The organism is Aliivibrio sp. S4MY1 (genome assembly GCF_028765545.1).
In the GTDB taxonomy this organism is placed as follows: domain Bacteria; phylum Pseudomonadota; class Gammaproteobacteria; order Enterobacterales; family Vibrionaceae; genus Aliivibrio.
The window spans coordinates 180830-204605 of sequence record NZ_JARACP010000002.1 but is presented as its reverse complement, the minus strand read 5'-3'; the positions used below and the strand labels follow the sequence as shown (position 1 = coordinate 204605).

The 23776-nt window shown below is 38.5% G+C and carries 22 protein-coding genes; 16 read left to right on the top strand and 6 right to left on the bottom strand.

Annotated elements, in window-relative coordinates; all coding sequences use genetic code 11:
• Positions 1–158: 158 nt before the first annotated feature.
• Both PVK71_RS03425 and PVK71_RS03420 read left to right on the top strand, forming a co-directional pair.
• Positions 159–506 carry a RidA family protein gene (locus tag PVK71_RS03425; RefSeq protein WP_274417698.1) on the top strand — a complete coding sequence of 116 codons (348 nt, stop codon included), beginning with the start codon at positions 159–161 and terminating at the stop codon, positions 504–506.
• An 81-nt stretch (positions 507–587) separates the two neighbouring features.
• Positions 588–1895, top strand: coding sequence for an alpha/beta fold hydrolase (locus PVK71_RS03420; RefSeq protein ID WP_274417699.1), 1308 nt, complete (start codon positions 588–590; stop codon positions 1893–1895).
• A gap of 104 nt (positions 1896–1999) precedes the next feature.
• On the opposite strand, the gene gltS is transcribed toward PVK71_RS03420, so the two are convergent.
• The gene (gene gltS / locus PVK71_RS03415; protein ID WP_274417700.1) at positions 2000–3226 is read right to left on the bottom strand and encodes a sodium/glutamate symporter; all 1227 of its coding nucleotides are present in this window, start codon (positions 3224–3226) and stop codon (positions 2000–2002) included.
• Positions 3227–3371: 145 nt separating this feature from the next.
• Positions 3372–3542 (bottom strand): hypothetical protein, encoded by a 171-nt coding sequence (locus tag PVK71_RS03410; RefSeq protein WP_274417701.1) that lies wholly within the window; start codon positions 3540–3542, stop codon positions 3372–3374.
• Between the two features lie 222 nt (positions 3543–3764).
• Between PVK71_RS03410 and PVK71_RS03405 the strand changes: the two genes are divergently transcribed.
• Positions 3765–4556: a hypothetical protein gene (locus tag PVK71_RS03405; RefSeq protein ID WP_274417702.1), complete on the top strand. Its 792-nt coding sequence runs from the start codon at positions 3765–3767 to the stop codon at positions 4554–4556.
• A gap of 46 nt (positions 4557–4602) precedes the next feature.
• Here the strand turns inward: PVK71_RS03405 and PVK71_RS03400 are convergent, their stop codons facing one another.
• Positions 4603–5493, bottom strand: coding sequence for a LysR family transcriptional regulator (locus PVK71_RS03400; RefSeq protein WP_274417703.1), 891 nt, complete (start codon positions 5491–5493; stop codon positions 4603–4605).
• A gap of 141 nt (positions 5494–5634) precedes the next feature.
• On the opposite strand from PVK71_RS03400, the gene PVK71_RS03395 reads away from it, so the two are divergent.
• Positions 5635–7545: an amidohydrolase gene (locus PVK71_RS03395; protein WP_274417704.1), complete on the top strand. Its 1911-nt coding sequence runs from the start codon at positions 5635–5637 to the stop codon at positions 7543–7545.
• Positions 7546–7618: 73 nt separating this feature from the next.
• Here the strand turns inward: PVK71_RS03395 and PVK71_RS03390 are convergent, their stop codons facing one another.
• Positions 7619–8725 (bottom strand): M20/M25/M40 family metallo-hydrolase, encoded by a 1107-nt coding sequence (locus PVK71_RS03390; RefSeq protein WP_274417705.1) that lies wholly within the window; start codon positions 8723–8725, stop codon positions 7619–7621.
• A 229-nt stretch (positions 8726–8954) separates the two neighbouring features.
• On the opposite strand from PVK71_RS03390, the gene msrB reads away from it, so the two are divergent.
• Positions 8955–10094: a peptide-methionine (R)-S-oxide reductase MsrB gene (gene msrB, locus PVK71_RS03385; protein ID WP_274417706.1), complete on the top strand. Its 1140-nt coding sequence runs from the start codon at positions 8955–8957 to the stop codon at positions 10092–10094.
• A gap of 85 nt (positions 10095–10179) precedes the next feature.
• Here the strand turns inward: msrB and gfa are convergent, their stop codons facing one another.
• A complete protein-coding gene (gene gfa, locus PVK71_RS03380) occupies positions 10180–10743 on the bottom strand; it encodes an S-(hydroxymethyl)glutathione synthase (RefSeq protein WP_274417708.1) in 564 nt (187 codons plus the stop codon).
• Between the two features lie 602 nt (positions 10744–11345).
• Between gfa and PVK71_RS03375 the strand changes: the two genes are divergently transcribed.
• The 11 genes from PVK71_RS03375 (at position 11346) to PVK71_RS03325 (ending at position 23377) form a co-directional block, all read left to right on the top strand.
• Positions 11346–12218 (top strand): patatin-like phospholipase family protein, encoded by an 873-nt coding sequence (locus PVK71_RS03375; protein ID WP_274417709.1) that lies wholly within the window; start codon positions 11346–11348, stop codon positions 12216–12218.
• A gap of 62 nt (positions 12219–12280) precedes the next feature.
• A complete protein-coding gene (locus PVK71_RS03370; RefSeq protein ID WP_130047082.1) occupies positions 12281–13732 on the top strand; it encodes a catalase in 1452 nt (483 codons plus the stop codon).
• Between the two features lie 410 nt (positions 13733–14142).
• Positions 14143–15330, top strand: a complete 1188-nt coding sequence (locus PVK71_RS03365) for a lytic polysaccharide monooxygenase (protein ID WP_274417710.1) — start codon at positions 14143–14145, stop codon at positions 15328–15330.
• Positions 15331–15575: 245 nt separating this feature from the next.
• Positions 15576–17114, top strand: a complete 1539-nt coding sequence (locus PVK71_RS03360; RefSeq protein ID WP_274417711.1) for a methyl-accepting chemotaxis protein — start codon at positions 15576–15578, stop codon at positions 17112–17114.
• 200 nt (positions 17115–17314) lie between these two features.
• Positions 17315–18928, top strand: coding sequence for an ABC-F family ATPase (locus PVK71_RS03355; RefSeq protein ID WP_274417712.1), 1614 nt, complete (start codon positions 17315–17317; stop codon positions 18926–18928).
• Positions 18929–19081: 153 nt separating this feature from the next.
• Positions 19082–19714, top strand: a complete 633-nt coding sequence (locus tag PVK71_RS03350; RefSeq protein WP_443111705.1) for a 3'-5' exonuclease — start codon at positions 19082–19084, stop codon at positions 19712–19714.
• 419 nt (positions 19715–20133) lie between these two features.
• Positions 20134–21195, top strand: a complete 1062-nt coding sequence (gene rsgA, locus PVK71_RS03345) for a ribosome small subunit-dependent GTPase A (protein ID WP_274417714.1) — start codon at positions 20134–20136, stop codon at positions 21193–21195.
• A gap of 192 nt (positions 21196–21387) precedes the next feature.
• Positions 21388–21804 (top strand): glycine zipper domain-containing protein, encoded by a 417-nt coding sequence (locus PVK71_RS03340; protein WP_274417715.1) that lies wholly within the window; start codon positions 21388–21390, stop codon positions 21802–21804.
• 81 nt (positions 21805–21885) lie between these two features.
• Positions 21886–22428: a porin family protein gene (locus PVK71_RS03335; protein WP_274417716.1), complete on the top strand. Its 543-nt coding sequence runs from the start codon at positions 21886–21888 to the stop codon at positions 22426–22428.
• 129 nt (positions 22429–22557) lie between these two features.
• Positions 22558–23004, top strand: coding sequence for a redox-sensitive transcriptional activator SoxR (gene soxR / locus PVK71_RS03330; RefSeq protein ID WP_274417717.1), 447 nt, complete (start codon positions 22558–22560; stop codon positions 23002–23004).
• A gap of 121 nt (positions 23005–23125) precedes the next feature.
• Positions 23126–23377, top strand: a complete 252-nt coding sequence (locus tag PVK71_RS03325) for a hypothetical protein (RefSeq protein ID WP_274417718.1) — start codon at positions 23126–23128, stop codon at positions 23375–23377.
• Positions 23378–23523: 146 nt separating this feature from the next.
• Here the strand turns inward: PVK71_RS03325 and PVK71_RS03320 are convergent, their stop codons facing one another.
• Positions 23524–23772: a D-fructose-6-phosphate amidotransferase gene (locus tag PVK71_RS03320; RefSeq protein WP_274417720.1), complete on the bottom strand. Its 249-nt coding sequence runs from the start codon at positions 23770–23772 to the stop codon at positions 23524–23526.
• Between the last annotated feature and the right edge of the window lie 4 nt (positions 23773–23776).

Below are 23776 nucleotides of genomic sequence, written 5' to 3'. Positions count from 1 at the left end.
ATCAATAAATCCTCATCACATTCCCCGTATCTTATGAGGCCATGATCATTCTTCCATTATGAAATAAGGCTTTAACGCGAAGAGTCCTCGTATTTTCTTTCATTTTTTATTACCCTAATACTCTAAATTCCACCTTAATATTTTAGAAGTAGGTAAGCATGATTGAACGTCAAGAAACAAAACAGCGCATGAGTCGTATCGTTAAGCATAACGGAACGGTTTATCTGTGTGGTCAAGTTTGTGCTGATGCAACCAAAGGCATAGCAGAGCAAACGCAAACCATGCTTGATAAAGTAGATCTACTACTAGATCAAGCAGGCAGCTCTCGTGAGCACATGTTATCAGCCACGATCTACATTAAAGATATGAAAGACTTTGCTGAAATGAATGCGATTTGGGATGCATGGGTACCGGAAGGTCACGCTCCTGCACGCGCATGTATTGAAGCAAGTATGGCTCGTGAAGCACTGCTTGTTGAAATATCAGTAGTCGCGGCTGAAAAATAATAAAAATAGATAACTAAAATAATAACTTACTTAGCAATATTATCTCTGGTTTGTTAGGTAACTTTGATATAAGGAAGTGTCATGCTCAATTATTCTGAACCCGCTTTTTATCTTGATGGTGTAAAGTATCAATCTCATCATTTTACTTTGCCACTTAATTACGATGATTACACATCTACCCCTGATCATGTTTCCGTTTATGTTCGAGAATTAGTAAAAGCAGAAAACAGCGATCTTGATCTTCCATATTTAGTTTATTTTCAAGGTGGACCAGGTTTCCCTGCTGCTCGTCCACTCAGTAATTCTGGTTGGTTAAAGCGTGCCTTAGATCAATATCGTGTGATCTTATTGGATCAGCGTGGTACAGGATTAAGCTCTCCGATCACAACTCAAACGATCCAACACTTAGATCCGATAAAACAAGCAGAATATTTAAGCCACTTTCGAGCAGATAATATTGTTCGTGATGCTGAAGCGATTAGAAAGCATTTTAGCGTTGATAAATGGGCCATCATTGGCCAGAGTTTTGGTGGGTTCTGTTCACTTACTTACTTATCATTGTTTCCGGAAAGCTTACTGGCTTCGTATATTACTGGTGGAATTCCTTCTATCTCACGCAATATAGATGATGTTTACCATGCGACATACAAGCGAACACTAGATAAAAATAATGAATTCTTTGCTCGATTCCCACGAGCGCAAGAGCTGTGTGATCGCATTGCGAACAGCTTACTAGATCACTCGGTTACTTTGCCTAATGGCCAGATCTTTACCGTTGAGCAGTTTCAACAAATGGGGATCTGTTTTGGTATGGCGGGTGGACCAGAAGAGCTCTATTTTCAATTAGAAACAGCTTTTGTAGATGTAAATGGCCAACAAGAGTTAGGTTATGGCTTTTTGAATTATGTACTTTCACAACAAGCGCACTTAACTAATCCACTTTATGCGATTTTACATGAGTCGATTTATTGTCAACATAACGCTTCAAAGTGGTCTGCACACCGTGTTAGGGAGAGTTACCCTCAATTTAACCATCAGAAAGGCGCTCCATTGCGTTTTACCGGTGAAATGGTTTATCCATGGTTCTTTGACCAACTTGAAACGTTAAAGCCTTTAAAATCTGCTGCAGAGCTTTTGGCGGAAAAGTCTGATTGGCCAAATTTATACAATACTGAACAATTAGCAAAGAATACGGTTCCCGTGGCGGCAGTAACGTATGTCAATGATATGTTTGTTGAGTTTGATTTCTCTCGTGAAACGCTAACATCTATTCCTAACTCTAGAGCATGGATGACCAGTGAGTATGAGCATAATGGTTTACGAGTGGATGGGGAGAAGATCTTATCAACCCTAATATCAATGACTGAAGATATTAAAGCAATTCAATAAGATTATTTGTTGATCCAGAAGCATGATCAAGAAGGATTTGGCCTCTTGATCATGCTTCTGTTTTTGAGATCTATTTTTCAGTGAAGCGCTTTCTAGATATGCGGCTATCCGATTATTTTAATAAAATAAGGGATAATCAGCGCGTTAGCGAGATCGATAAAAAAGGCACAAACTAAAGGCACGATAATAAAAGCTTGATGTGAATTACCATACTTCTGCGCCACTGCTGACATATTTGCCATCGCTGTTGGGGTCGACCCTAGTGATATACCTCCAAACCCTGCACACACGACCGCAGCATCGTACGTTTTTCCCATAAGAGGGAAGACAACAAAGATGGCAATACATATAGCAATAAAGAACTGAGCAGCCAAAATAATAAAGATAGGGCCAGCTAAATCCACTAAAGCCCATAATTGCATACTCATTAAAGACATCGATAAAAACGCCCCTAAAGCCATATCTGCTATCAGAGCAACCGCAGGTTTACGTGCAGGCCAACGAGTACCGGTTAAACGAGGGTAAGAGCTAGGAATTAGATTAGAAATTAAAATACCAGCAAACAAGCAACTTACGAACAAAGGAAGATCTAACCCAAGCCCAGACACAACTTCATTTAAGATAGCTCCTAAGATAATACAGATGTGAATCGCGAGTATAGCATCTAAGAAATCATAAGAAGTAATGTGAGTTTGTTTAGAATCTTGCTGAGTTCCAACATCAACCTTTTCGCCTTCAGTCGCTTTTAAATTGTGTTTATTAATTAAGTATTTTGCGATTGGTCCACCCATTAAACTGGCAAGAATAAGTCCAAAGGTTGCACTTGCTATGCCTATCTCCATGGCGGTGTTTAAATCGAACTGCTCTCCAATCTTTGGTGCCCATGCGATAGCGGTTCCATGACCTCCAATTAAAGAGACTGAGCCACTTAACAAACCAAAAACAGCGGGTTGATCAAGCATCAAAGCAAACCCTATCCCTGTGAGGTTTTGAATAAACATGTACCCGATGGTGATGGTTAATAAAATGATGAGAGGTTTGCCACCTTTAAAGAGATCTTTCAGACTAGCGTTAATGCCAATAGTAGTGAAGAAGTAAACCAGTAGAAGATCTCGAGTAGCTAAATCAAAAGAGACATCAATCTGCGTTACGTAGTGGAGAATGGCGAAAAGAACAGAAACAAGAATACCGCCAGAAACGGGTTCTGGAATGCTAAATTCTTTTAGCCAGTAGCTCATCTGTGTTAGTCGACGACCTAAGAAAAGAACAATTATCCCAAGTGTAATAGCAAGAAACGACTCGATGTGTAATACACCGTCAACGAAGTTCATAAATAATCCTTTAATATGAAAATATCGTAAAAACTCATCATAACTGGGTTTGATAACGGCTTTTCTTCTATGAGGTAATTCCGTGAACTGTTTCTAATTTTTATCTTGGTCTTTAATTGTAATCATCATCCAATGAATAAATACATTAACGTTGATTAAAGAGTAAATAGTCATAGATATGAGTTGCTTCTAATTGGGTAGGGACGTGTTCATTTATTTGGATTAATTGTTGTTTAATCGTATAGATTCGAAAACCAACAACCAAAATAAGAACAAATGCGACGACATAAATAATGCCATTAGTTGATATGTTCATGCTGCACCACCTTATTAAAAAACAATGATAATGACCGCTGAAATAACCATAGTATAATTATGGTTTATTTACTAATGCATCATGATGGGATAAATCCAACATCTTATTTTTATCATTTACTCCTGTTTCATATGATTGAATTCTCCCCTCATAATGCCTTTTTTAGTTTGATTTATTGGACTTATAGTTGCTGATATCGAATAAGTAACGGCGGGTGATTGCATGAAAAAAATAGTGGCTAGTATTTCCGTATTGATGATGTTTCCAAATTTTGTGTTGGCTGAAGAGAATGAAGTGATTGACCCATCCGATTTAACTCGTGTTTATACCCAAGCGGCTATGTTTGTCACATCTGATGCTGATGTTAGGGTGTCATCGATGTTTACTGGGGCATGGAGTGAAGACATACAATTTGCGGGTTTTGTAGAAGGTGTTTTTGGTAACGATAAAGCCAAACAAGAAGGAAAAGATCAATTTGGGTTTGATTACCAACGGGGCCGAGCACAATACTTTCAAGTTCATGCGATGGATAATCCATTAATGCCACGGGTTGGTTTTTCAGCCGATTTAATTCATCAAAATGGTAATACTGGAACCACGAAAGGAGAAGGGTTAAAAGACACAACGCTGCTTTCATTAGGAGCTATCGCTTTGATTAACCCCGCTTACACAGCAGGGACAATGGTGTTTCCAAACCTTGCTTATACTGTGGGTGACGTGTTTGATGAATCTGCCGATGGTTATATGATTAATATGTTTGTGACTCAACCCGTTGGTGATAGCGGTGCCTTTTTACAACTATGGCCGGAATACTTTAAAGCAACGGGTGATGTGGTGGAGATGGAATCAAGTTCGTTTAATGTCATGTTCAATGCCCCAATGAAATCGAATCGAACTCAGTGGCTAATGACAAAGTTAGAATATGGCAGTGCAGATGTCGTTTTACCAAATGGATATGCGATAGAAGGTGATGCAGAGCTTAAAGCAGAGATTGGTGTGAAATGGTTCTTTTAGGTCTCTGAAAATTAGCCCTCTTATCAATAATGATAAGGGGGCTTTTTTAATTTAAATGCTGTTGAGCATATTGACGTAAAAATGTCATTAACTGCTGTATTTCGTCATTTAGTTCAAGCGTAAGAGGGTAAAAAAAAGAAATGCCAATTTGAAGATCATTTGATAGTTCTTTGATCTTAATTTCAATCAACTCCTTGTTATCAATATAAGGTTGAGCTAACCCTTTACTCATTAATGCCCAGCCATCATGTCTAACAAGCTTAAGTAGGACATCATTGTTGCTGACCAAACGTAAATCGGTGGATACTGCAAAAATTTCAGGCATGGTGTTGTAATGATTTTCACTAATATACTGTTTTTCTAGCTGCAAATCATATAATGATAAGTTTGATAACTGAGTTATAGGATGCATGGGGTTGCAGTAAGCTGAGAAACTATGTGTACCTAAATTCAAAAAACCAATTGGGAATTGTGTTTCATTCGATGGTTTATTTTGCATGATAGCTAACTGATGCTTACCTTCAACCAGAGATGCCAACGCCTGATCTCTGTTACGGTGAAGCCAATGAATTTTAATATGAGGGAATGCATTGGTTATAAATTCTTCCACTAATAAAATTAAAGAATTCGGTACAATAATATCGTGAAATATATCCAACTGAGTGATCGGTTGTTGGTAATTATTCATCATACGTAAATTGAGTTTTTCACTGTTTTTAACCAATAATTTTGCTTGCTTATAGATAGCAAGTCCTGCCGGTGAAGCAATGGCTTTTTTTCCTTGAATATCAAACAATTCAATTGCATAGCTATCTTCTAATGCTTTGATTTGTTCTCTAATCGTTGTGCGATCTTTTCCTAGTTTTCGAGCCGCTTGGCTATAGCTTCCCTCTTCAACCGTAGCGCAAAATGAGGTTAGGTGTTCATAAGAAAACATAGTCACTCCAATGTTGGGTATCTCCCATCATAATGCATTATTTAGAACGTCGATTCATAAGTAATATGGCTTTATTACAGAGCATCACGCTGAAGTATGCCGTGGCTCACAAGTTGAAATTTATTATGAAAGGCAAAAATTATGAATCGATTATTTAAAGTTTCTTCTATTGCCATTGCGCTCTCTGCTCTGGTCGGTTGCACACAAACGAATACACCGACTTATGATGCTTCTGCTGTTAGTCAAAATCCGATAATTCTCTATTCTTCAAATGAATTACTTACCATGTCAGACAAGACGCCAATAGGTGCAAATTCTGTGGTGGTTCAAGAGGGCAAAATTGTTGATTTAGGAGAAAAAGAAACATTGATTACAAAATATCAATCGCATCCAAGCTTTACGATTGATGATCAATTTGAAGATAAAGTAATCACCCCCGGTTTTGTTGAGCCACACATTCATTTATGGCTCAGTGCTATTTTATTAGGTTCTGAATTTATTACGCCTGCAGATTGGAATTTTCCATGGGGAGATGTTGAAGGGACACAAGGTAATGATGCTTATTTCGCTCGCTTAACAGAAATCGAATCTGAAATGAAAGATAAAGAAACTTCTTTATTGACATGGGGTTACCATAATTACTTTCATGGCAGTGAAATGAGTAAAGAGAAATTGAATGCGATCTCTGATACTCGACCAATAATTGTTTGGCACCGAAGTTTTCACGAGTTGTATTTTAATGACGCAGCAATGGAAATGTTTGGCTGGAGTGAAGTCTCATGGACGGGGGAAGGACAAGGTTACGCGCAATTGGATTGGGATAAAGGGCATGCCTATGAAAATGGTGCCAAAGTAATCTTGAATGACGTGTTAGAGTTTATGGTGGAAAGTGGTTTATTTGCCACAGGTATGGAGCGTACTCGTGATTATGTTCAGGCGGGGGGGATCACAACAGCTATTGATCCCGGTGTGGTTGTTACTCCTGAAATGTATGATCAAATGATTGATATCCTAATGGAAGATACGCTTGCTTTGGATTATTGGTTGATCCCTGCGGGTAACTTTACTTATGCCATGGGAGGATATGACGCAGAAAAAGGCAAAGTAATTGCAGAGAGTCAAACTCAAACTTACAGTGAGAATGAACAAATCCGTTGGTTACCAAAATACGTTAAGTTATTTACGGATGGTGCGATGTATAGCCAATTGATGCATTTAAAAGAGGGTTATATTGATGGACATGAAGGTGAGTGGTTACAAACCCCACAAGAGCTTGAAGACAGCATGCGCCCCTATTGGAAAGATGGTTATACGGTTGTAATACACGCGAATGGTGATGTTGGATTTGAAACCGCTGTTGATATTGTTGAAACATTAAATTCGGAGGTGCCGCGTTGCGATCATAGAACGGGGTTTCATCATCTAGGTATTACAGATAAAGATGATATCCCAAGAGCGGTTGAAACGGGATCAAACTTTAGTGTTAATCCGTATTACACCCATATTTTGGCTGAGTTATATAGCGAGAAAGGGATCGGTAAAGAGCGAGCAGAAGTGATGTCGAGAGGACGCTCATTTATTGATGCTGGAGGGGTGTTATCTTTACATTCAGATGCACCGATGGCACCAGCTCAACCATTAAGTTTAGTGTGGGCTGCCGTGAATCGTATTGGTTTATCAGGTGAAACGGTTCAAGGCCCGCAAGAGCGCATTACGGTTGATGAAGCGATGAAAGCAATCACTATTAACGCTGCTTATACTGCCAGACTAGAAGAGACGGTAGGATCGATTGAAATCGGTAAATTTGCAGATTTCACTGTGCTAGATGAGAATCCTTACACCGTAAAACCTGAAGTAATTAATGATATCAATATTGCAGCCACAGTATATCGAGGCGTACCAAAAATGATTGATAATGGTAATGTTGGGATGCAACTAACGGCGAAAAGCCAAGTGGTAATGAATTATTTGAACCAACATGAAGGGCATTCGCATGATCATGATATTTGTGAAACCAGCTTGTTGTTCCAACAAATAATGACTGGGAAATAAAATCATATATAGAAAAGAGCCACCTTAATTAGAGTGGCTCTTTTTATTTATGTTGAATTAAAACGAATTCAGATTAACGAGTTAAATACGCCGCAACAAAGCGCGTAATATCAACCATGTCAGAGACTTTAATAAACTCTTCAGTGGTGTGTACTTTAGACATACCTGTAGAAAGATTAACCGTTGTTAAGCCTTTTTCATTAAATACGTTTGCATCAGAGCCACCACCCGTTGGTTTAGTGAATGGGCTAATGTTAATGCTTTCAAACGCTTCTTTAATACTCGCTACGTGTGCATTGTCGTCTGAAATTTTGTAAGCATTATAAGCACGCGTTGAGATAATCTCGATTTCAGCACCGTGCTTATCAGCTGCCGCTTTAAAGGTTGATTCCATATGCTCAACTTGTTTCGCTAACTTTTCATCATCTAGAGAGCGAGCTTCACCTTCAATGTACAACTCTGGCATTACAATGTTTGTTGCTTGACCACCACGGACAACACCTATGTTAGCTGTTGTTTCTTCGTCAATGCGAGACAGTGTCATATTAGTAATGGCGTCTGCAGCAACTGTTAGGGCATTGATGCCTTCTTCTGGCGCTAAACCTGCGTGTGCTGGACGGCCAGTAATAGTTACTTTTAGGTTTTGTTGGCCAGGAGCAGAAGTAATGATAGTCCCGATAGGGCCACCTGAATCTAATACGATAGCGTGGTTAGATTGAATGTAGCTCATATCAAAGTTTTTAGAGCCGTGTAAACCTCCTTCTTCATAAACTGTAAACGCAAGTTCTAGTGTTTTGTGTGCTTGATTGTTTTCTTTAATCACACGTACCGCTTCCATTACAGCAGCAATACCTGATTTATCATCACCGCCAAGGATAGTGTTACCTTTAGAGCGGATCACACCATCTTCAATAATTGGCTCAATACCATTACCCGGAGTTACAGTGTCCATGTGAGAGCTAAATACAATGCTGCCCTCTAATGAACCTTCTAATTTTGCGTAAATATTAAAGCCATTTGATACATGCTCAGGTACAGGTAGTTTTGATACCGTAAAGCCTAGCTCTCCCAACTGCTCTGCTAATGCTTCTGCAATCGCTTTTTCATTTTTTGATTCACTGTCGATCTGAATAATATCTAGGAAGTGATTTACTAAACGTTCTTGATTTACTTGAGTCATGACTTCTCTTCTTTCATTGATAGGGAATAATAAGATCACTCTAACGAAAGAAAGTGCAGAAAAAGATGCACTGAATCAATAAATCGTCCGACTTATCTAGCATAGCCATGCGTTATATCTTAATAATTAAAAGTTATAACACATAATTAATAGTTGATAACATTTTGCAACTTTCTAGATTCATATCACTCTGATAACTATATTAATAAGAAACCATAAAGAGGTTACCATGAAATCACGATTAAAAATCACAACAGTTGCTCTACTGTTCGCTTCATTTTTTGCTGTTATAACAAGTTTCTTTTCTACCGCTGAAGATATGAGTAAGCCCATGGAAGGGGACTATGAGGTAGCCACTCTCGCAGGAGGATGCTTTTGGTGCACTGAATCTGATTTAGAAAAATTAGATGGAGTGGTGGATGTCATTTCAGGCTATTCAGGGGGAGATCTTGAAAATCCAACCTATAAGCAAGTGTCATCAGGAAAGTCAGGTCATATAGAAGTGATCCAAGTGACGTTTGATCCAAAGATCGTAAGTTATGAGCAAGTGCTTGATCAGCTGTTTAGACATATCGACCCAACGGATAGCAAAGGCTCATTTGTTGATAGAGGTCCACAGTATCGTCCTGCTATCTTTTTCCATAATGAAGAGCAGCAAGTGATTGCTCAAGAGTTCATGAATGAGATTGATGCTGCTAAGATCTATCCAAAACCATTAGCGACAGAGTTAATTGAATTTAAACAGTTTTGGCCAGCAGAAGATTATCATCAAGATTATTACAAACGTAATCCAATTCGTTATAAGTATTACCGTAATGGTTCAGGTCGTGATAAATACTTAGATTCGGTATTTGGTGAAGATAGAGAAGAAAAGCCGAAAACGCTACGTCAGTACATTGATGAGCAAAAAATGGCTCAAAATGTTAAGCCGTATGCTAAGCCATCAGAATCAGACATTAAGAAGATGCTGACTGAGCAACAATATTACGTAACACAAAAAGAAGGCACTGAACGTCCATTTGACAACGCGTATTGGGATAATAAAGCGGAGGGGATTTATGTTGATATCGTCAGTGGTGAGCCGTTATTCTCATCAACAGACAAATACAAATCAGGAACGGGTTGGCCAAGTTTTACCAAACCAATCAATAAAGCATATATAACTGAAGAAGATGATTTTTCATTATTCAGTAAACGTACCGAGATCCGCAGTAAATTTGCAGATTCACATTTAGGTCATGTATTTAGTGATGGACCTAAGCCTACAGGATTACGTTACTGTATGAACTCAGCTGCAATGCGTTTTGTTCCAAAAGCGGATTTAGAGAAAGAAGGTTATGGTGAATATCTTTCATTATTTGAGTCTTAATAAATACATAAAATAGTAATAAAAATCCGGATCATTCAGTGGGTGATCCGGATTTTTTATTTATCAATTATAAATAGCAATAAACTTATTTATTTTGTGCAGCAATGTGAGTTGCAATTGCATCCATTAACGCAGGAGATAGGCAATCGTAAGTTGGAAGACCTAGTTCAACAAAGCGAGCACGGATAGCATCCATGTCTTTAGGATCAGTACCCGTTTCGATAATAGATGAAACAAATGCAGCGAATTGTGGCGCAGAGAAACCTGCATCTTCAGACAATTCAGTGTGAACGAAATCTAAACCAAAGAATGGGTGATCTTGGTTATCAATACGGCCGTACATGTGAGTACCACACTCTTTACAAGCGTGACGTTTGATTGTTGCCGCTTCATCGATAACCACTAATTTATCTGCGTTCGCAATGACTTCAACGTTATCACGTGAAATTACCGCTACTTGAGAGAAGATAGCTCCTTTAGGTTTCCAACATTTAGAACAGCCACAAGCATGGTTATGAGCTGTTTGCGCCGTAAGTTTTACTGCTACTTTATTCTCTTTACATTGGCAGTGTAATGTTCCGCCTTGGAAGTTTTCGTCAGTTGCCGCAAAGCCGTTATCAATAGCTGGGTGTAGTTTTGTAATAGTCATTTTATCTCTCTTAATTAATTTTAATATTTTTGTTATTTGTTTATTCAAACAGCTTGTAGCCATGGAGATCTCTTAATTAGTTTGATGATTTGATTGCTCAAACGATGGGAGGCATTTTTCGCCTTTCTTGCTCTTCAAACAATACTAAAAACAGTAAATGATTATTACTGTATTGTAATAATCCTGTTTTAATTTAGTGCTTAATTGTGTTTTATGTAATCGTAAATCAGGTTGAATTATTTGGTAACTTATTAATATTTAATGATAAAAATAGTAAATGTGTAGTTTTTATGCTGAGAGAACAGGAAAGAAAAGGAGAATAAAAAATAGATCTTGCAGCGAAATGCATTTCATTAAATGAAGGTGAATAGGAAGAAAGTTATTTCATTTAGAATAAATACTATAATTTTATGTTTATTAAACCTTTTAATTTAAAGGTTCAATCTATTCTTTGCTGAAAGGTAAGTTATAAATCGAGTTCATGATGTAAATCTAATTTTTGATAGGTTTTACGAATCACAGCTATAACTACAAGCGATTATCTCTTATTCTCTAAAGTGTTTATTCTATCCCCACAGTATTTTAGGGGTTAAATAGAGAGTATGGTCAAGAGTGCATTAGTCGTAGAAGGTGGAGCAATGCGTGGCATTTTTGCTAGCGGTGTTTTGGACACTTTTATGAAGAAAGAATTTATGCCTTATGATTTCGCCATTGGAGTCTCTGCCGGAGCATCGAATCTAATAGGGTATCTTTCTTATGCACCTCAACGTAGCTTTGATGTCATTACGAAACTTGCAACCCACAAGCGCTTTTTTAATCCCACACGATTTGCTCGCGGCGGTGATCTTGTTGATGTGAAATGGTTAATTGAGGAGTCGAACAGAAGACATCCCTTAGATTCTGAACGTTTATTTTCTTCTATTCCTATGTATGCGGCAGTAACTAATATTGATAGTGGTAACGCTGACTATTATCAAGTAAAAGAAAGTAATTTAAATAATGTTCTTGAAGCAACAACTGCTTTACCTATCGCTTATAAATCAACACCTTGCTTTTCTGGTGGTTGTTATACCGATGGTGGAGTAGCTGATTCAATACCAGTAAAAGAAGCATACCGTCGAGGGGCGAGAGACATTACCGTAATTTTGTCTCACCCTTTAAGTTATGAAATGAAACCAGCACGATCGCCTTGGTTAATGACTAAAATATTAGCTCGTTACCCACAAATAGCGCAAGCCATGCTTGTTCGTGCTGAGAACTATAATCAGTCATTGGAATTTATTCGTAATCCGCCTGAAGGAACGACGATTCGAGTGATAGCACCACCAGAAGACTTTGCAGTAAAACGACTTACGATGAAATCGACTACACTCATTGAAGGTTACAAAATGGGGGAATCATCTGGCTTAAATCATTTATCTAGCCGTGATGGAACCTTTGGTTTAAATACTGAAAACTGTCATTTTTGCGTTTAATACTTTTAACAGTTTTTATTTACATTTTATCGCTTAACCATTGCACTAAAGGATTAATAAACATGACTAAAAAGCTAACCACAGCGGCAGGTTGTCCTGTTGCACATAACCAAAATGTTCAAACTGCGGGTAAACGTGGTCCTCAATTATTGCAAGATGTGTGGTTTTTAGAAAAACTGGCGCATTTTGATCGTGAAGTGATCCCTGAGCGTCGCATGCACGCAAAAGGGTCTGGTGCTTACGGTACATTTACGGTTACTCATGACATCACAAAGTACACAAAAGCAAAATTGTTCTCTGAAATTGGTAAACAAACTGAGCTATTTGCACGTTTTACTACCGTAGCTGGTGAGCGTGGTGCAGCAGATGCAGAGCGTGATATCCGTGGTTTTGCGCTAAAATTCTACACAGAAGAAGGTAACTGGGATTTAGTGGGTAACAACACACCTGTATTCTTCTTACGTGATCCTCTAAAATTCCCTGATTTAAACCACGCGGTTAAACGCGATCCTCGCACAAATATGCGAAGCGCGAAAAACAACTGGGATTTTTGGACATCATTACCTGAAGCGCTTCACCAAGTAACGATCGTAATGAGTGATCGTGGTATTCCTGCTACTTACCGTCATATGCATGGTTTTGGTAGCCACACGTTTAGCTTTATCAATAGTGATAACGAGCGTTACTGGGTGAAATTCCACTTTGTATCTCAGCAAGGCATTAAAAACTTGTCTGATGCTGAAGCGGGTGCAGTGATTGGTAATGATCGTGAAAGTCATCAACGTGATTTGCTAGAAAGCATTGATAACCAAGATTTCCCTAAATGGACATTGAAAGTTCAGATCATGCCAGAAGCAGAAGCGGCGACGGTTTCTTATAACCCGTTTGATCTAACCAAAGTATGGCCACACAAAGATTACCCATTAATTGAAGTGGGTGAATTTGAGCTAAACCGTAACCCACAAAACTTCTTCGCAGAAGTAGAGCAGTCGGCATTTAACCCTGCAAACGTGGTTCCGGGTATCAGCTTCTCTCCAGATAAGATGTTACAAGGCCGTTTATTTGCATATGGTGATGCACAACGCTACCGTTTAGGTGTAAACCACCAGCATATCCCTGTAAACGCACCTCGTTGTCCTGTGCATAGTTACCACCGTGATGGCGCAATGCGTGTTGATGGAAACTTCGGTAGCACATTAGGCTATGAGCCAAACAACGAAGGCCAATGGGCAGAGCAGCCAGATTTTTCTGAGCCACCACTAAACTTAGATGGCGCAGCAGCACATTGGGATCACCGTGAAGATGAAGATTACTTCTCACAACCGGGCGATCTATTCCGTCTAATGACCGCTGAGAAACAAGCGATCTTGTTTGACAACACCGCGCGTAATTTAAATGGTGTGCCAAAAGAGATTCAACTACGTCACTTAAGACATTGTTATAAAGCCGATCCTGCTTATGGTGAAGGCATCGGTAAATTACTTGATATAGATGTGAGTGAATTTAACTCGTAATTTATTCTATTAAGTAACTATAAATCAAAGCGTTGAGTATTATATTTAACGCTTTTTTTATGTCTGTTTACATTGTAAATTCTAGTTCTCTTGTTATTTTAAATGTATTGTTCAGCACAGTGATAAGCAAAAGTCTCATTTCCGTGAGTGTGAAAAGCAAGTGCAGCTGGCCAATAAAAGAAGTAAACCGCACTTTATGCAGATGTGAGCCATAAAGAATGAACTGACTCGAAAGAATATAATACGCTTTCATTTTGCTCATTCTTAGATGCAAGGTAGATAACAAATGCGTAAATAAAGCATCGATTTATCCCCGAACTTATCGCCAATTTATGAATTCTTGCTAGTTTTATAAACAAAAGTGAGGCGTTAACGTCTCGCTTTTATTGTTTATAAACAAGGATGAAATCATGACAAATAAAATAAAAATCAGTTCGCTCAGTATTGCTTTTATTGGTGCACTATCATCAATGGGAGCGCAAGCTCATGGTTGGGTTGAGTACCCTAGCGCAAGACAAAACACCTGTTATTTAGATGGTGGTTTTTGGGATAATACCATTCCCAATCAGGCATGTCAGGCAGCATATGATGAATCAGGAGCGTTTCCTTTTGTTCAACGTAATGAGGTTGCTGCCAATGTACCAAACTATAAAGACATGGCACATGTTCAAGCCATTGTTCGTGATGGTAACTTATGTTCAGCGGGCGATAATGCAAAAACAGGCTTAAACGTAGGTTCTTCTCATTGGCAAAAAACGGCAGTTACCTTAGATAATAATAGCCAGATTGAACTTATCTTTAATGCCACTGCACCTCACAACCCTTCTTACTGGCAGTTCTATTTATCTAATTCTAATTACGATCCAACCGTTCCACTAACATGGGGTGACTTAGATCTAATTGATACCGCGGGCAATGTGCCTGTAGGTGAGGATAAGAAATACCGTATTAATATTACTCTTCCTGCGGATAGAGTTGATTCGGCCGTCCTTTATACTCGTTGGCAGCGTGAAGATGCCGCTGGTGAAGGCTTTTATAACTGCAGCGATATTTCATTTGACGGAACGGGAACGACACCTCCAGGACCGACAGATCCAGTCGACCCACTGCCATCATATTCTGATTTAGGGTATTACATTAGCCAAGGATTTGGGCCAGTAGAATCAGGCGATACGGTTCGATTCAGAACGTTTGATGCGACAGGTGCAGAAACAACAGACATCAGTTTAGCCATTACTGTGAACAATACGGCGACATGGTCAGCGGAACTGGCAGGACAATTTAACCAATTGAAAAATAAAGAATGGTTTATTGGTATTTGGCACCAAGAAATGAATCATTATATGTATGACACTACTAATATTTACGCTAACCGAGTGTTTGCACCAAGTGCTGATTTAAGTTACCAACTTTCTTTAATTAAAGCAGATACAACACCACCGGTAGAGCCGCCAGTTGAGCCAACAAACACATGGCAAGCAGGTTTAATTTATAACACAGGGGATGTTGTTAGCTATAACAGTAAAGAGTGGACAGCACAGTGGTGGACAAAAGGGGAAGAACCGGGAACGACTGGAGAGTGGGGGGTCTGGCGTTAATATAGAGGCATATTAAAAACGTGTTATCTTTTAAGCTCTAAAGTTCTAAAGTTCATTTAGGGCTTAAAGAAATATTAACACAGGTCAGTATTATGAAATCAATTATAATGCAATGATCTGAACAGTGGTTTGGATAAATAAATACCTTCTTTTCGTCATTAAATGTGGTTTTTATTGTGGTAAATAGTGAAATGCATCTATGATAAAGGAAATTTATTAATTTCTTTTTTATATTGTAGGCAAAAATGATTGAAACTTTTTTAAGTGATGACGAGCAGCTTGTATCTACTACTGATCTTAAAGGTGTTATTACTTATTGTAATGAAGCGTTCTGTCGTATTGCGGAATACAGCAAGGAAGAGCTTGAAGGTAAAAATCATAATATAATTCGTCATGAAGTAATGCCTAAAGCAGCGTTTGCAGACATGTGGAGAAACTTACAACAGGGAAAAGCATGGCGAGGAATAGTAAAAAATAAAGCAAAATCAGGTCGATTTTATTGGGTAGATGCCTACGTTACGCCTATTTATGAACATGATACTGTAATTGGTTATCAGTCTGTACGTGTGAAACCTAAACGTGAATGGGTTGTTATTGCTGAAAAAGCTTACGCGGATCTTTTAAAAGCAGAGAACAGTGGACAAGGGTGGTCATTTTCAATAAATGATACTTTTCGTTATTTGTTATTACTAGTGGCATTGACCGTTCCCGTTTTATCGACATTATTCAATTTAAATGGAGTGATGGCATTGTTATGTAGCGCTCTTCCTATGTGTGTCGTAATCCTACTTTTTCGCCAAGAACTCATTGATACACCGCGTCAATTAAAAAAATTACATGTGAAATATGACAGTGTTAGCCGTCTTATTTTTTCTGGTAATAATAAGTTTTCAATTGCTGATTTTCATTTGAAATTATCCTCATCTCGGATTAGAACCGTCTTAGGCAGAATGACGGACTCAGCAAAACCGCTTCAAGAATTGGCTGATAATTTAAGCTCAACGGCAATATTGGTAACGCAGGAATTAGAACAGCAAACAAAAGATATTCATCACGTTCGCATAGCAACAGAGCGGGTTAAATCGTCTGCTGATGATGTATCACTTAGTACTAATGAGGCACATGAGCTCATTAATATGACGATTAAGTCATGCGGATTAACAAAAGAGAGTATTACTCAAACCAATGTAAATTTAGAACAATTAACGATCCAAGCGAAATCTGCCACACAAATGACTGAGCAATTGAGTACACAAGCAAAAGAAGTCAATCAACTTATGGAAGAGATAGGTAGTATTGCTAATCAAACTAACCTTCTCGCGTTAAATGCAGCGATTGAATCAGCAAGGTCGGGAGAGCAAGGAAGGGGTTTCGCAGTCGTTGCCGATGAAGTTAGAGCATTATCTAGCCGTACTTCTAATGCAACAATTCAGATAAAAGAGAGTGTCGCTGCCATGCTTTTGATGATTGAATCTTGGCAATTAGAGATTATGTCTAACCGACAGCAAACTGAACTATGCAATGACATGGGAGAGGTGAGCATGCAACGATTATCTGAAGTTGATTCAATGATGCAATCAATGAATCAATTAATGACGTCAATAGAAAATGTAGCAGACCAACAACGTCAACTGTCTGGTGATGTGAATACTTATATTCAATCTATTGCTTCAACGGCAGAGCAAAATTTAAAGACCACTTATTCGGTAAATAGCACATCTAAGAAGCTAAAAAATCAAGTGAATGAATTTTATCAATTAGCGCAGCGTTTTGAAGAGAAGTAATAACAGACTAATAAGCTAAAGCCTTAATGAGAGTTAAGGCTTTTTTATTGTGTATTAAAACATCATATTCCTCGACATTGTGATCAAGATCTCTGTATAATCCGCGCCTAGATTTTCTCATTCATCATACTTTCGTCCTTCATCTTGTGGCTCTCTATAGCCAAATCATGACTTGTCAGTAAACCCTAGGAATTATTTCGTTGATACAATCAAACAATATCACAATGCAATTTGGCGCAGAGCCTTTATTTGAAAACATTTCAGCAAAATTTGGTAACGGTAACCGTTATGGTTTAATCGGCGCAAATGGTTGCGGAAAATCAACGTTCATGAAGATTCTTAGTGGTGCATTAACTCCTAGTTCTGGCAACGTATCAATGACGCCGGGACAAAAATTAGGTGTATTAAGCCAAGATCAGTTTGCGTTTGAACAATATAACGTAATTGATGTTGTGATCATGGGTGACAAAAAACTATGGGAAATCAAACAAGAACGTGACCGCATCTATTCATTGCCAGAAATGAGTGAAGAAGATGGCATGAAAGTCGCCGAGCTTGAAAGTGAATTCGCAGAAATGGACGGTTACAGTGCAGAGAGCCGCGCGGGTGATATCTTAATCCAAGCTGGTATTGATGAAGCGCTTCATTTTGGTTTAATGCAACAAGTGGCTCCGGGCTGGAAATTGCGTGTGTTATTAGCACAGGCACTGTTTGCAAACCCAGATATCTTGTTACTTGATGAACCAACCAACAACTTGGACATTCATACGATTAACTGGTTAGCAGAAGAGCTAAACAAGCGTAAATGTACCATGATCATTATCTCGCACGACAGACACTTCTTAAACTCTGTATGTACGCACATGGTTGATATCGACTACGGTGAATTACGTATTTACCCAGGTAACTACGAGTACTTCTTAGAAGCATCAAGCTTGATCCGTGAACAACTATTAGCGGGTAACGCGAAAAAAGAAGCAGAGATCAGTGAATTACAAGACTTCGTAAACCGTTTTGGTGCTAACGCATCGAAAGCGAAACAAGCAAGTTCTCGTGCAAAGAAAATGGATAAAATCACGCTAGATGAAGTGAAATCATCAAGTCGTATGAGCCCATCAATTAACTTTGGTGAAGGTAAAAAACTGCACCGTCAAGCACTAGAGCTTGAAAACCTAGGCCACGGCTTTGATGGTGAAGTTCTGTTTGAAGGTGGTAATTTATTACTAGAAGCGGGCACTCGCTTAGCTGTTATTGGTGAGAATGGTGTAGGTAAAACAACTTTCCTACGTTGCTTAGTTCAAGACTTACAACAAAACGAAGGTATTGTTAAGTGGTCTGAAAATGCGTCTTTTGGTTACTGCCCACAAGACAGCACGGCTGATTTTGACAACGATTTAAGCATCTTTGATTGGATTTCTCAGTGGCGTACCGTTAAGCACGATGACTTGATGGTTCGTGGTATTTTGGGTCGTTTACTGTTTACTGCTGACGACGCAAATAAAAAAGCGAAAAGCTGCTCAGGTGGTGAGAAAAACCGTCTATTGTTTGGCAAGTTAATGATGCAAGACATCAACGTACTTGTTATGGATGAACCAACCAACCACATGGATATGGAAGCGATTGAAGCACTTAACGAAGCATTAAAAGTGTACACAGGTACTTTAATTTTCGTAAGTCACGACCGTGAGTTCGTATCATCACTAGCAACTCATATTATTGATATTAATGAGAAAAAACTAGTGAGTTTCCAAGGTACTTATGACGAGTATTTAGACCACCAAGTTAAAATGCTACAGGTTAATATTGCTAAATAAGCGTATTTTAACTCGGTAGAATTAAGCATAGATAAAAACGCGAGACTGGATATCAGCTCGCGTTTTTTGATCGAATTCTATATGCTTTTGTTCCATTACGATTAATCTCTCTTTCACTTTTTATTTATTATTTGGAAATCATTTGTGTCAGTAATTAGCGCTAACAAAACCGCCCCAGCAAATACCGTCGTTGTACTCGATTTTGAAACCACAGGCTTATCACCTAACCAAGGCGATCGTGCCATTGAGATTGGTGCGGTTAAATTAGAAAATGGGGTGGTGGTTGATCGCTTTCAAGGTCTAATGAACCCGGGTTTTAGAGTGAGTTCATTCATCGAAAATTACACCGGTATTTCAAATCGAATGTTAGTCGATGCTGCAAGTTGTGATGTCGTAATGAGTGAGTTTGCTGATTTTATTCAAGGCTGTAATTTAGTCGCACATAACGCCTCATTCGATAAGCGTTTTTTAGATGGTGAATTAGATCTAATCCAGCGCAGTTACGATGGTGATTTTGCTTGTTCATTACTAGTATCAAGACGACTCACTCAAGAGGCCCCATCACATAAATTGGGTGACTTAGTCGCGTATCATCAAATTGAAAACGAAGGCGTGTTTCACCGAGCATTAGCCGATGCCGAGGTGACCGCTTCACTATGGTTAGTACAGCTAGAAGCGTTAGAGCGTGATCATGGCATTATAAATCCAAGCTTTGATTTAATGATGAAAATCGGAAAAACGCCAAAAGCTTCTATTGAGAATTTCTTTAAAAAGCACGCTTACTAAGAAGATTACCGGTCTGTTTTAAAAGTGACCAAGCCCCATTGAATGAAAATATTCAATGGGGTTTTTTTGTTATAAATGACTATATGGTTCATTAATTATTTTTATCGTAATGACAAGGCTAACTTGTTTTACATCAGCGAGGGATAGGACCATATTTTATGGCGTTGAGTATTCGATAATAATAGTAAACGCATTGAGGTAATAGAAGTTAAGTCAAATAATTGCTACCAAGATCTTAAAATGATGAAAATAAGCATTAATAGAAAAAGTATTATTGCTCTTTTTTAAATGTATGGTGCTACTATTCGTTTCGTTAAAAGCCACTTAAAACAGCGTTAATTTACAGTTTAAGAGTGTTTACCATTGATGTGTTAACGGTTATCAATGGTAAACAATCTACCATATGTATGGAGCAACAAATGAGTGAGCAAATTCTCACACTATCACAACTAGGCTGGCGTCCTTATTTTCAACAGCAACTGACTCTAGATGACTTAACAGACCTTCAGACAGGTCGAGTTATTGAGCAGCATCGAAGCAGTATTATTGTTTTGAGTGAGCAAGGCCAAGCAAGCTTATTACCACCATCAGGGGATGATCGTGTTTGTGTCGGTGATTGGGTATTGTTTGATGAAAATCTACGAATTCAACGCGTACTAGATAGACAATCTTTGTTTGATCGTAAAGCGCCGGGATCAAAAGTTGCAACACAATTAATCGCAGCAAACGTAGATAGCGTCATGATCGTGTGTTCGTTAAATAATGACTTTAATCTAAGTCGTATAGAACGTTACCTTGCTATTGCAAAAGAAGCCGAAGTAGAGCCAGTTGTGGTACTAACTAAAGCTGACTTATGTGATGATGCAGATGACAAGCAAGATCAAGTTCAAAAGCTGAATCGAATGATGAGTGTTTACAGTGTAAATGCACTTGATTCGAATGATTTAGTTGCTCTACATAGCTACTGTAAAAATGGACAGACTATCGCTTTCCTTGGTTCATCTGGTGTTGGTAAATCAACATTGGTAAATGGTTTACTTGGCTTTGAAGCTCAAGAGACTGGAGATATACGTGAAGACGACAGTAAAGGTCGTCATACAACAACGTATCGAGCGCTTAAGTTAATGCCGCAAGGTGGCCTGTTAATGGACACTCCTGGAATGCGTGAGCTTCAGTTAAGTGATTGCGAGCAAGGCGTAAGTGCTACATTCAGTGAGATTACCGATCTTGCTGAAAAGTGTCGTTTTGGTGATTGTACTCATATTTCAGAGCCAGGTTGTGCCGTACTAAAAGCGGTTGAGTCAGGGGAACTTGAAGAACGTCGTTTAGTGAGCTACCAAAAATTGATGCGTGAGCAGGCGATTAATGGAGCAACTCTGGCAGAACAACGTGCAAAAGACAAAGCATTTGGCAAAATGGTGCATGGCGCTATTGCTGATGCTCGTTCTCGTAAAAAAGATTATGACTTAAACGCCTACTAATTTGGCGATATAACATCAAGTTTATCTAATAAACCGCCCATCTTTGATTGGCGGTTTTTTTGTGCTTATTTTTTGGTAAAGATCATAGCGTGATAAACGGTGGTTATCAGCGCTATAACTAATGTTCAATTCTCAATCATCTCGATCTCTCTTATTATTCTCCTGTCCCCACAAAACAGAGAGAGTTTATTTATGTTCTTCCTCAACAATAAATTAAAAGCAGTACTGATTGCCTCTACATTTGTTGTCACAGGATGTGCGTCACCAGCGATGGATGCAGAAAATGAAAATGCAGCAAGAAACCGAGGTGCAGTTGGCGGAGCGTTAGTTGGTGTAACCTTAGGTGCATTAACAGGTGATGCAAGACTTGCAGCGAAAGGTGCAGCTGTTGGTGGTGTAACAGGCGGAGTTGCAGGCTCAATGAAAGATCTGGAAGATTCCCGTAACAGTAAAGATACTCAAGTTTTAGCGGATGGGCATTCTCAAGATAATCGTAGTGATGCTGAAAAACGCCTAGCAGAGCTTGAAGCCGAAATTAAAATTCGTGAGTTAGAGCAACAACTTGCGGATCTAGAAGAGCAAAACAAACAAGATAATGAAGATAGCTAATTTTATCTTATCCAATTTAAAAATAATTAATTTAAACCAATTTATTGAATGGATTCGATGACCAATTAAGTGAGATTTATTATGAACAACACACCTAAATTGTTATTAGCCAGCCTATTTACTTTAGCATTAACTCCTTCTGTATCTGCTTCTATTTTTGAAGCCAATGAGTTTAGTGGTCACCGTGTCGGTGGTGGTTATTCGAATACCGATTTGATTCTTGATAACCGAGCTTTAGATTGGGGGGATGGTATTAAGTTAGAGTATGGTTATGACATTAACCAAATCGTCGGTATCAATGCCTCATATCAGAATAATAACGGTAGCAAACATGGTATTGACCTTGATGGTAGTACTTTAAAAGTAGATTCTGATATCGGTTATACATTTCAGTTTGAAGAGTGGTCGGTAAAACCATATGGTGCGGTTGGCTTAGCTAGAGTTAATGAAAAAGTATCATATGATGGCTATAGCGACTCTTTTAAAGAAATGTCACTGATGGGTGGTATGGGGGTTCGTGCTAATTTAGATATAGGACTATATACGGATTTACGCTATGACTTCTTCAATGTAGATCATCAAGACCAAGATCAGCTATCTCTTACTGTAGGTTACCGTTTTTAGTTAGCATAGATCCTCTAGTTTTTGATTAGAAGCAGCTCTTACTTTTTAGTAAGGGCTGTTTTTTTATCTGTAATAGTGTGTATAAACGTAAAGTTAACATTATCTTTATGGCAAGTCAGGGAGTGACAAATGCTAAATGAAAAAACGTTACTGACTATAGGTATGCTTTCTGAGCGTAGCGGAGTCGCCCATTCTGCATTGCGTTTTTATGAGACAAAGGAGCTGATCGCATCTATTCGTACTTCTGGAAATCAACGTCGTTATCACCCCTCAATGCTCCGCCGAATTGCTTTGATTCAAGTGGCACAACTTGTTGGTTTCACATTAGAAGAAATAACCAAAGAGCTTGAAGACTTACCAATGCAAAAGACGGCCACTAAACGTGATTGGGAAAAGGTAGCTAGTAAATGGCAAAAAGATCTCGATGCTAAATTACACCAGATCCAATCCTTGAAAGAGAACCTTACAGGTTGCATTGGTTGTGGCTGTTTAAGCATGGATAAGTGTCAGCTATTAAATCCCGATGATATTTTGCACGAAGAGGGCTGTGGAGCTCAACGAATTGTAATGGAATAAAGGACATTTGAGGTATTTTCAATAGAAAAGAATACATTCGTGTAGCAGCAATTATTGCCTTGATAAGATAAAAACCGTACCATTCTGCGATTAACGATTTAGCTTACAAGAGAATAGTCATATGAGCCAAGAATTAGAGATGATCTCGAATCTAGAAGATCTAGAAACATTTATCGTTGCTGCTGAAAATGGTGGTTTCGGATTAACTAATGTTGCTGGTATTGCCATGGCAACAAATAATAAAGATGGTCGTCGTTTTGTTGCAGTATTAGATGATAAGCACCAATTATTATTGTCTCGTTGGGTAACGGAAGAAGTGTTCCAAACGGGTCAAGATTTAGTGCGTAATGGGTCAAGCCGTACCACGCATTAATTATATTATCTCTATTGTTCTAATTAGTGCTTAAAGGCAATTAGAAACAATAGAGATAAGTATCATGCAAATAAAAAAAGTAAATGTTATATCCTCCACAATCTATTCTTTGTCATCCTAACCAAGCATTTTAATTTTTCTGTCCATTAGCCTGTGATCAGTTGTCGTGTTGTGATATCCATTTGTTTGATGTACTTAGCGATAAAATATGGTGGGATGAAAAACACCAGAAAATAAAAGGATTGATGAAAGAAGATTGATGCGATTTCTTTCTCATGGTTTAGGTAAGCAAACAAAGCCAACAGATCCAAAAGAAGATAAAGCGTGGCTAAAACAATGGAAATGAGTAAAACTAAACCTAGAATATCTCTACGGTAAACACTTGTTATCGTCATTTTT

Coding starts and splice junctions, on each gene's coding strand:
- PVK71_RS03425 (WP_274417698.1), top strand. CDS start 159: ATGATTGAACGTCAAGAAACAAAACAGCGCATGAGTCGTATCGTTAAG.
- PVK71_RS03420 (WP_274417699.1), top strand. CDS start 588: ATGCTCAATTATTCTGAACCCGCTTTTTATCTTGATGGTGTAAAGTAT.
- gltS (WP_274417700.1), bottom strand. CDS start 3,226: ATGAACTTCGTTGACGGTGTATTACACATCGAGTCGTTTCTTGCTATT.
- PVK71_RS03410 (WP_274417701.1), bottom strand. CDS start 3,542: ATGAACATATCAACTAATGGCATTATTTATGTCGTCGCATTTGTTCTT.
- PVK71_RS03405 (WP_274417702.1), top strand. CDS start 3,765: ATGAAAAAAATAGTGGCTAGTATTTCCGTATTGATGATGTTTCCAAAT.
- PVK71_RS03400 (WP_274417703.1), bottom strand. CDS start 5,493: ATGTTTTCTTATGAACACCTAACCTCATTTTGCGCTACGGTTGAAGAG.
- PVK71_RS03395 (WP_274417704.1), top strand. CDS start 5,635: ATGAATCGATTATTTAAAGTTTCTTCTATTGCCATTGCGCTCTCTGCT.
- PVK71_RS03390 (WP_274417705.1), bottom strand. CDS start 8,725: ATGACTCAAGTAAATCAAGAACGTTTAGTAAATCACTTCCTAGATATT.
- msrB (WP_274417706.1), top strand. CDS start 8,955: ATGAAATCACGATTAAAAATCACAACAGTTGCTCTACTGTTCGCTTCA.
- gfa (WP_274417708.1), bottom strand. CDS start 10,743: ATGACTATTACAAAACTACACCCAGCTATTGATAACGGCTTTGCGGCA.
- PVK71_RS03375 (WP_274417709.1), top strand. CDS start 11,346: ATGGTCAAGAGTGCATTAGTCGTAGAAGGTGGAGCAATGCGTGGCATT.
- PVK71_RS03370 (WP_130047082.1), top strand. CDS start 12,281: ATGACTAAAAAGCTAACCACAGCGGCAGGTTGTCCTGTTGCACATAAC.
- PVK71_RS03365 (WP_274417710.1), top strand. CDS start 14,143: ATGACAAATAAAATAAAAATCAGTTCGCTCAGTATTGCTTTTATTGGT.
- PVK71_RS03360 (WP_274417711.1), top strand. CDS start 15,576: ATGATTGAAACTTTTTTAAGTGATGACGAGCAGCTTGTATCTACTACT.
- rsgA (WP_274417714.1), top strand. CDS start 20,134: ATGAGTGAGCAAATTCTCACACTATCACAACTAGGCTGGCGTCCTTAT.
- PVK71_RS03340 (WP_274417715.1), top strand. CDS start 21,388: ATGTTCTTCCTCAACAATAAATTAAAAGCAGTACTGATTGCCTCTACA.
- PVK71_RS03335 (WP_274417716.1), top strand. CDS start 21,886: ATGAACAACACACCTAAATTGTTATTAGCCAGCCTATTTACTTTAGCA.
- soxR (WP_274417717.1), top strand. CDS start 22,558: ATGCTAAATGAAAAAACGTTACTGACTATAGGTATGCTTTCTGAGCGT.
- PVK71_RS03325 (WP_274417718.1), top strand. CDS start 23,126: ATGAGCCAAGAATTAGAGATGATCTCGAATCTAGAAGATCTAGAAACA.
- PVK71_RS03320 (WP_274417720.1), bottom strand. CDS start 23,772: ATGACGATAACAAGTGTTTACCGTAGAGATATTCTAGGTTTAGTTTTA.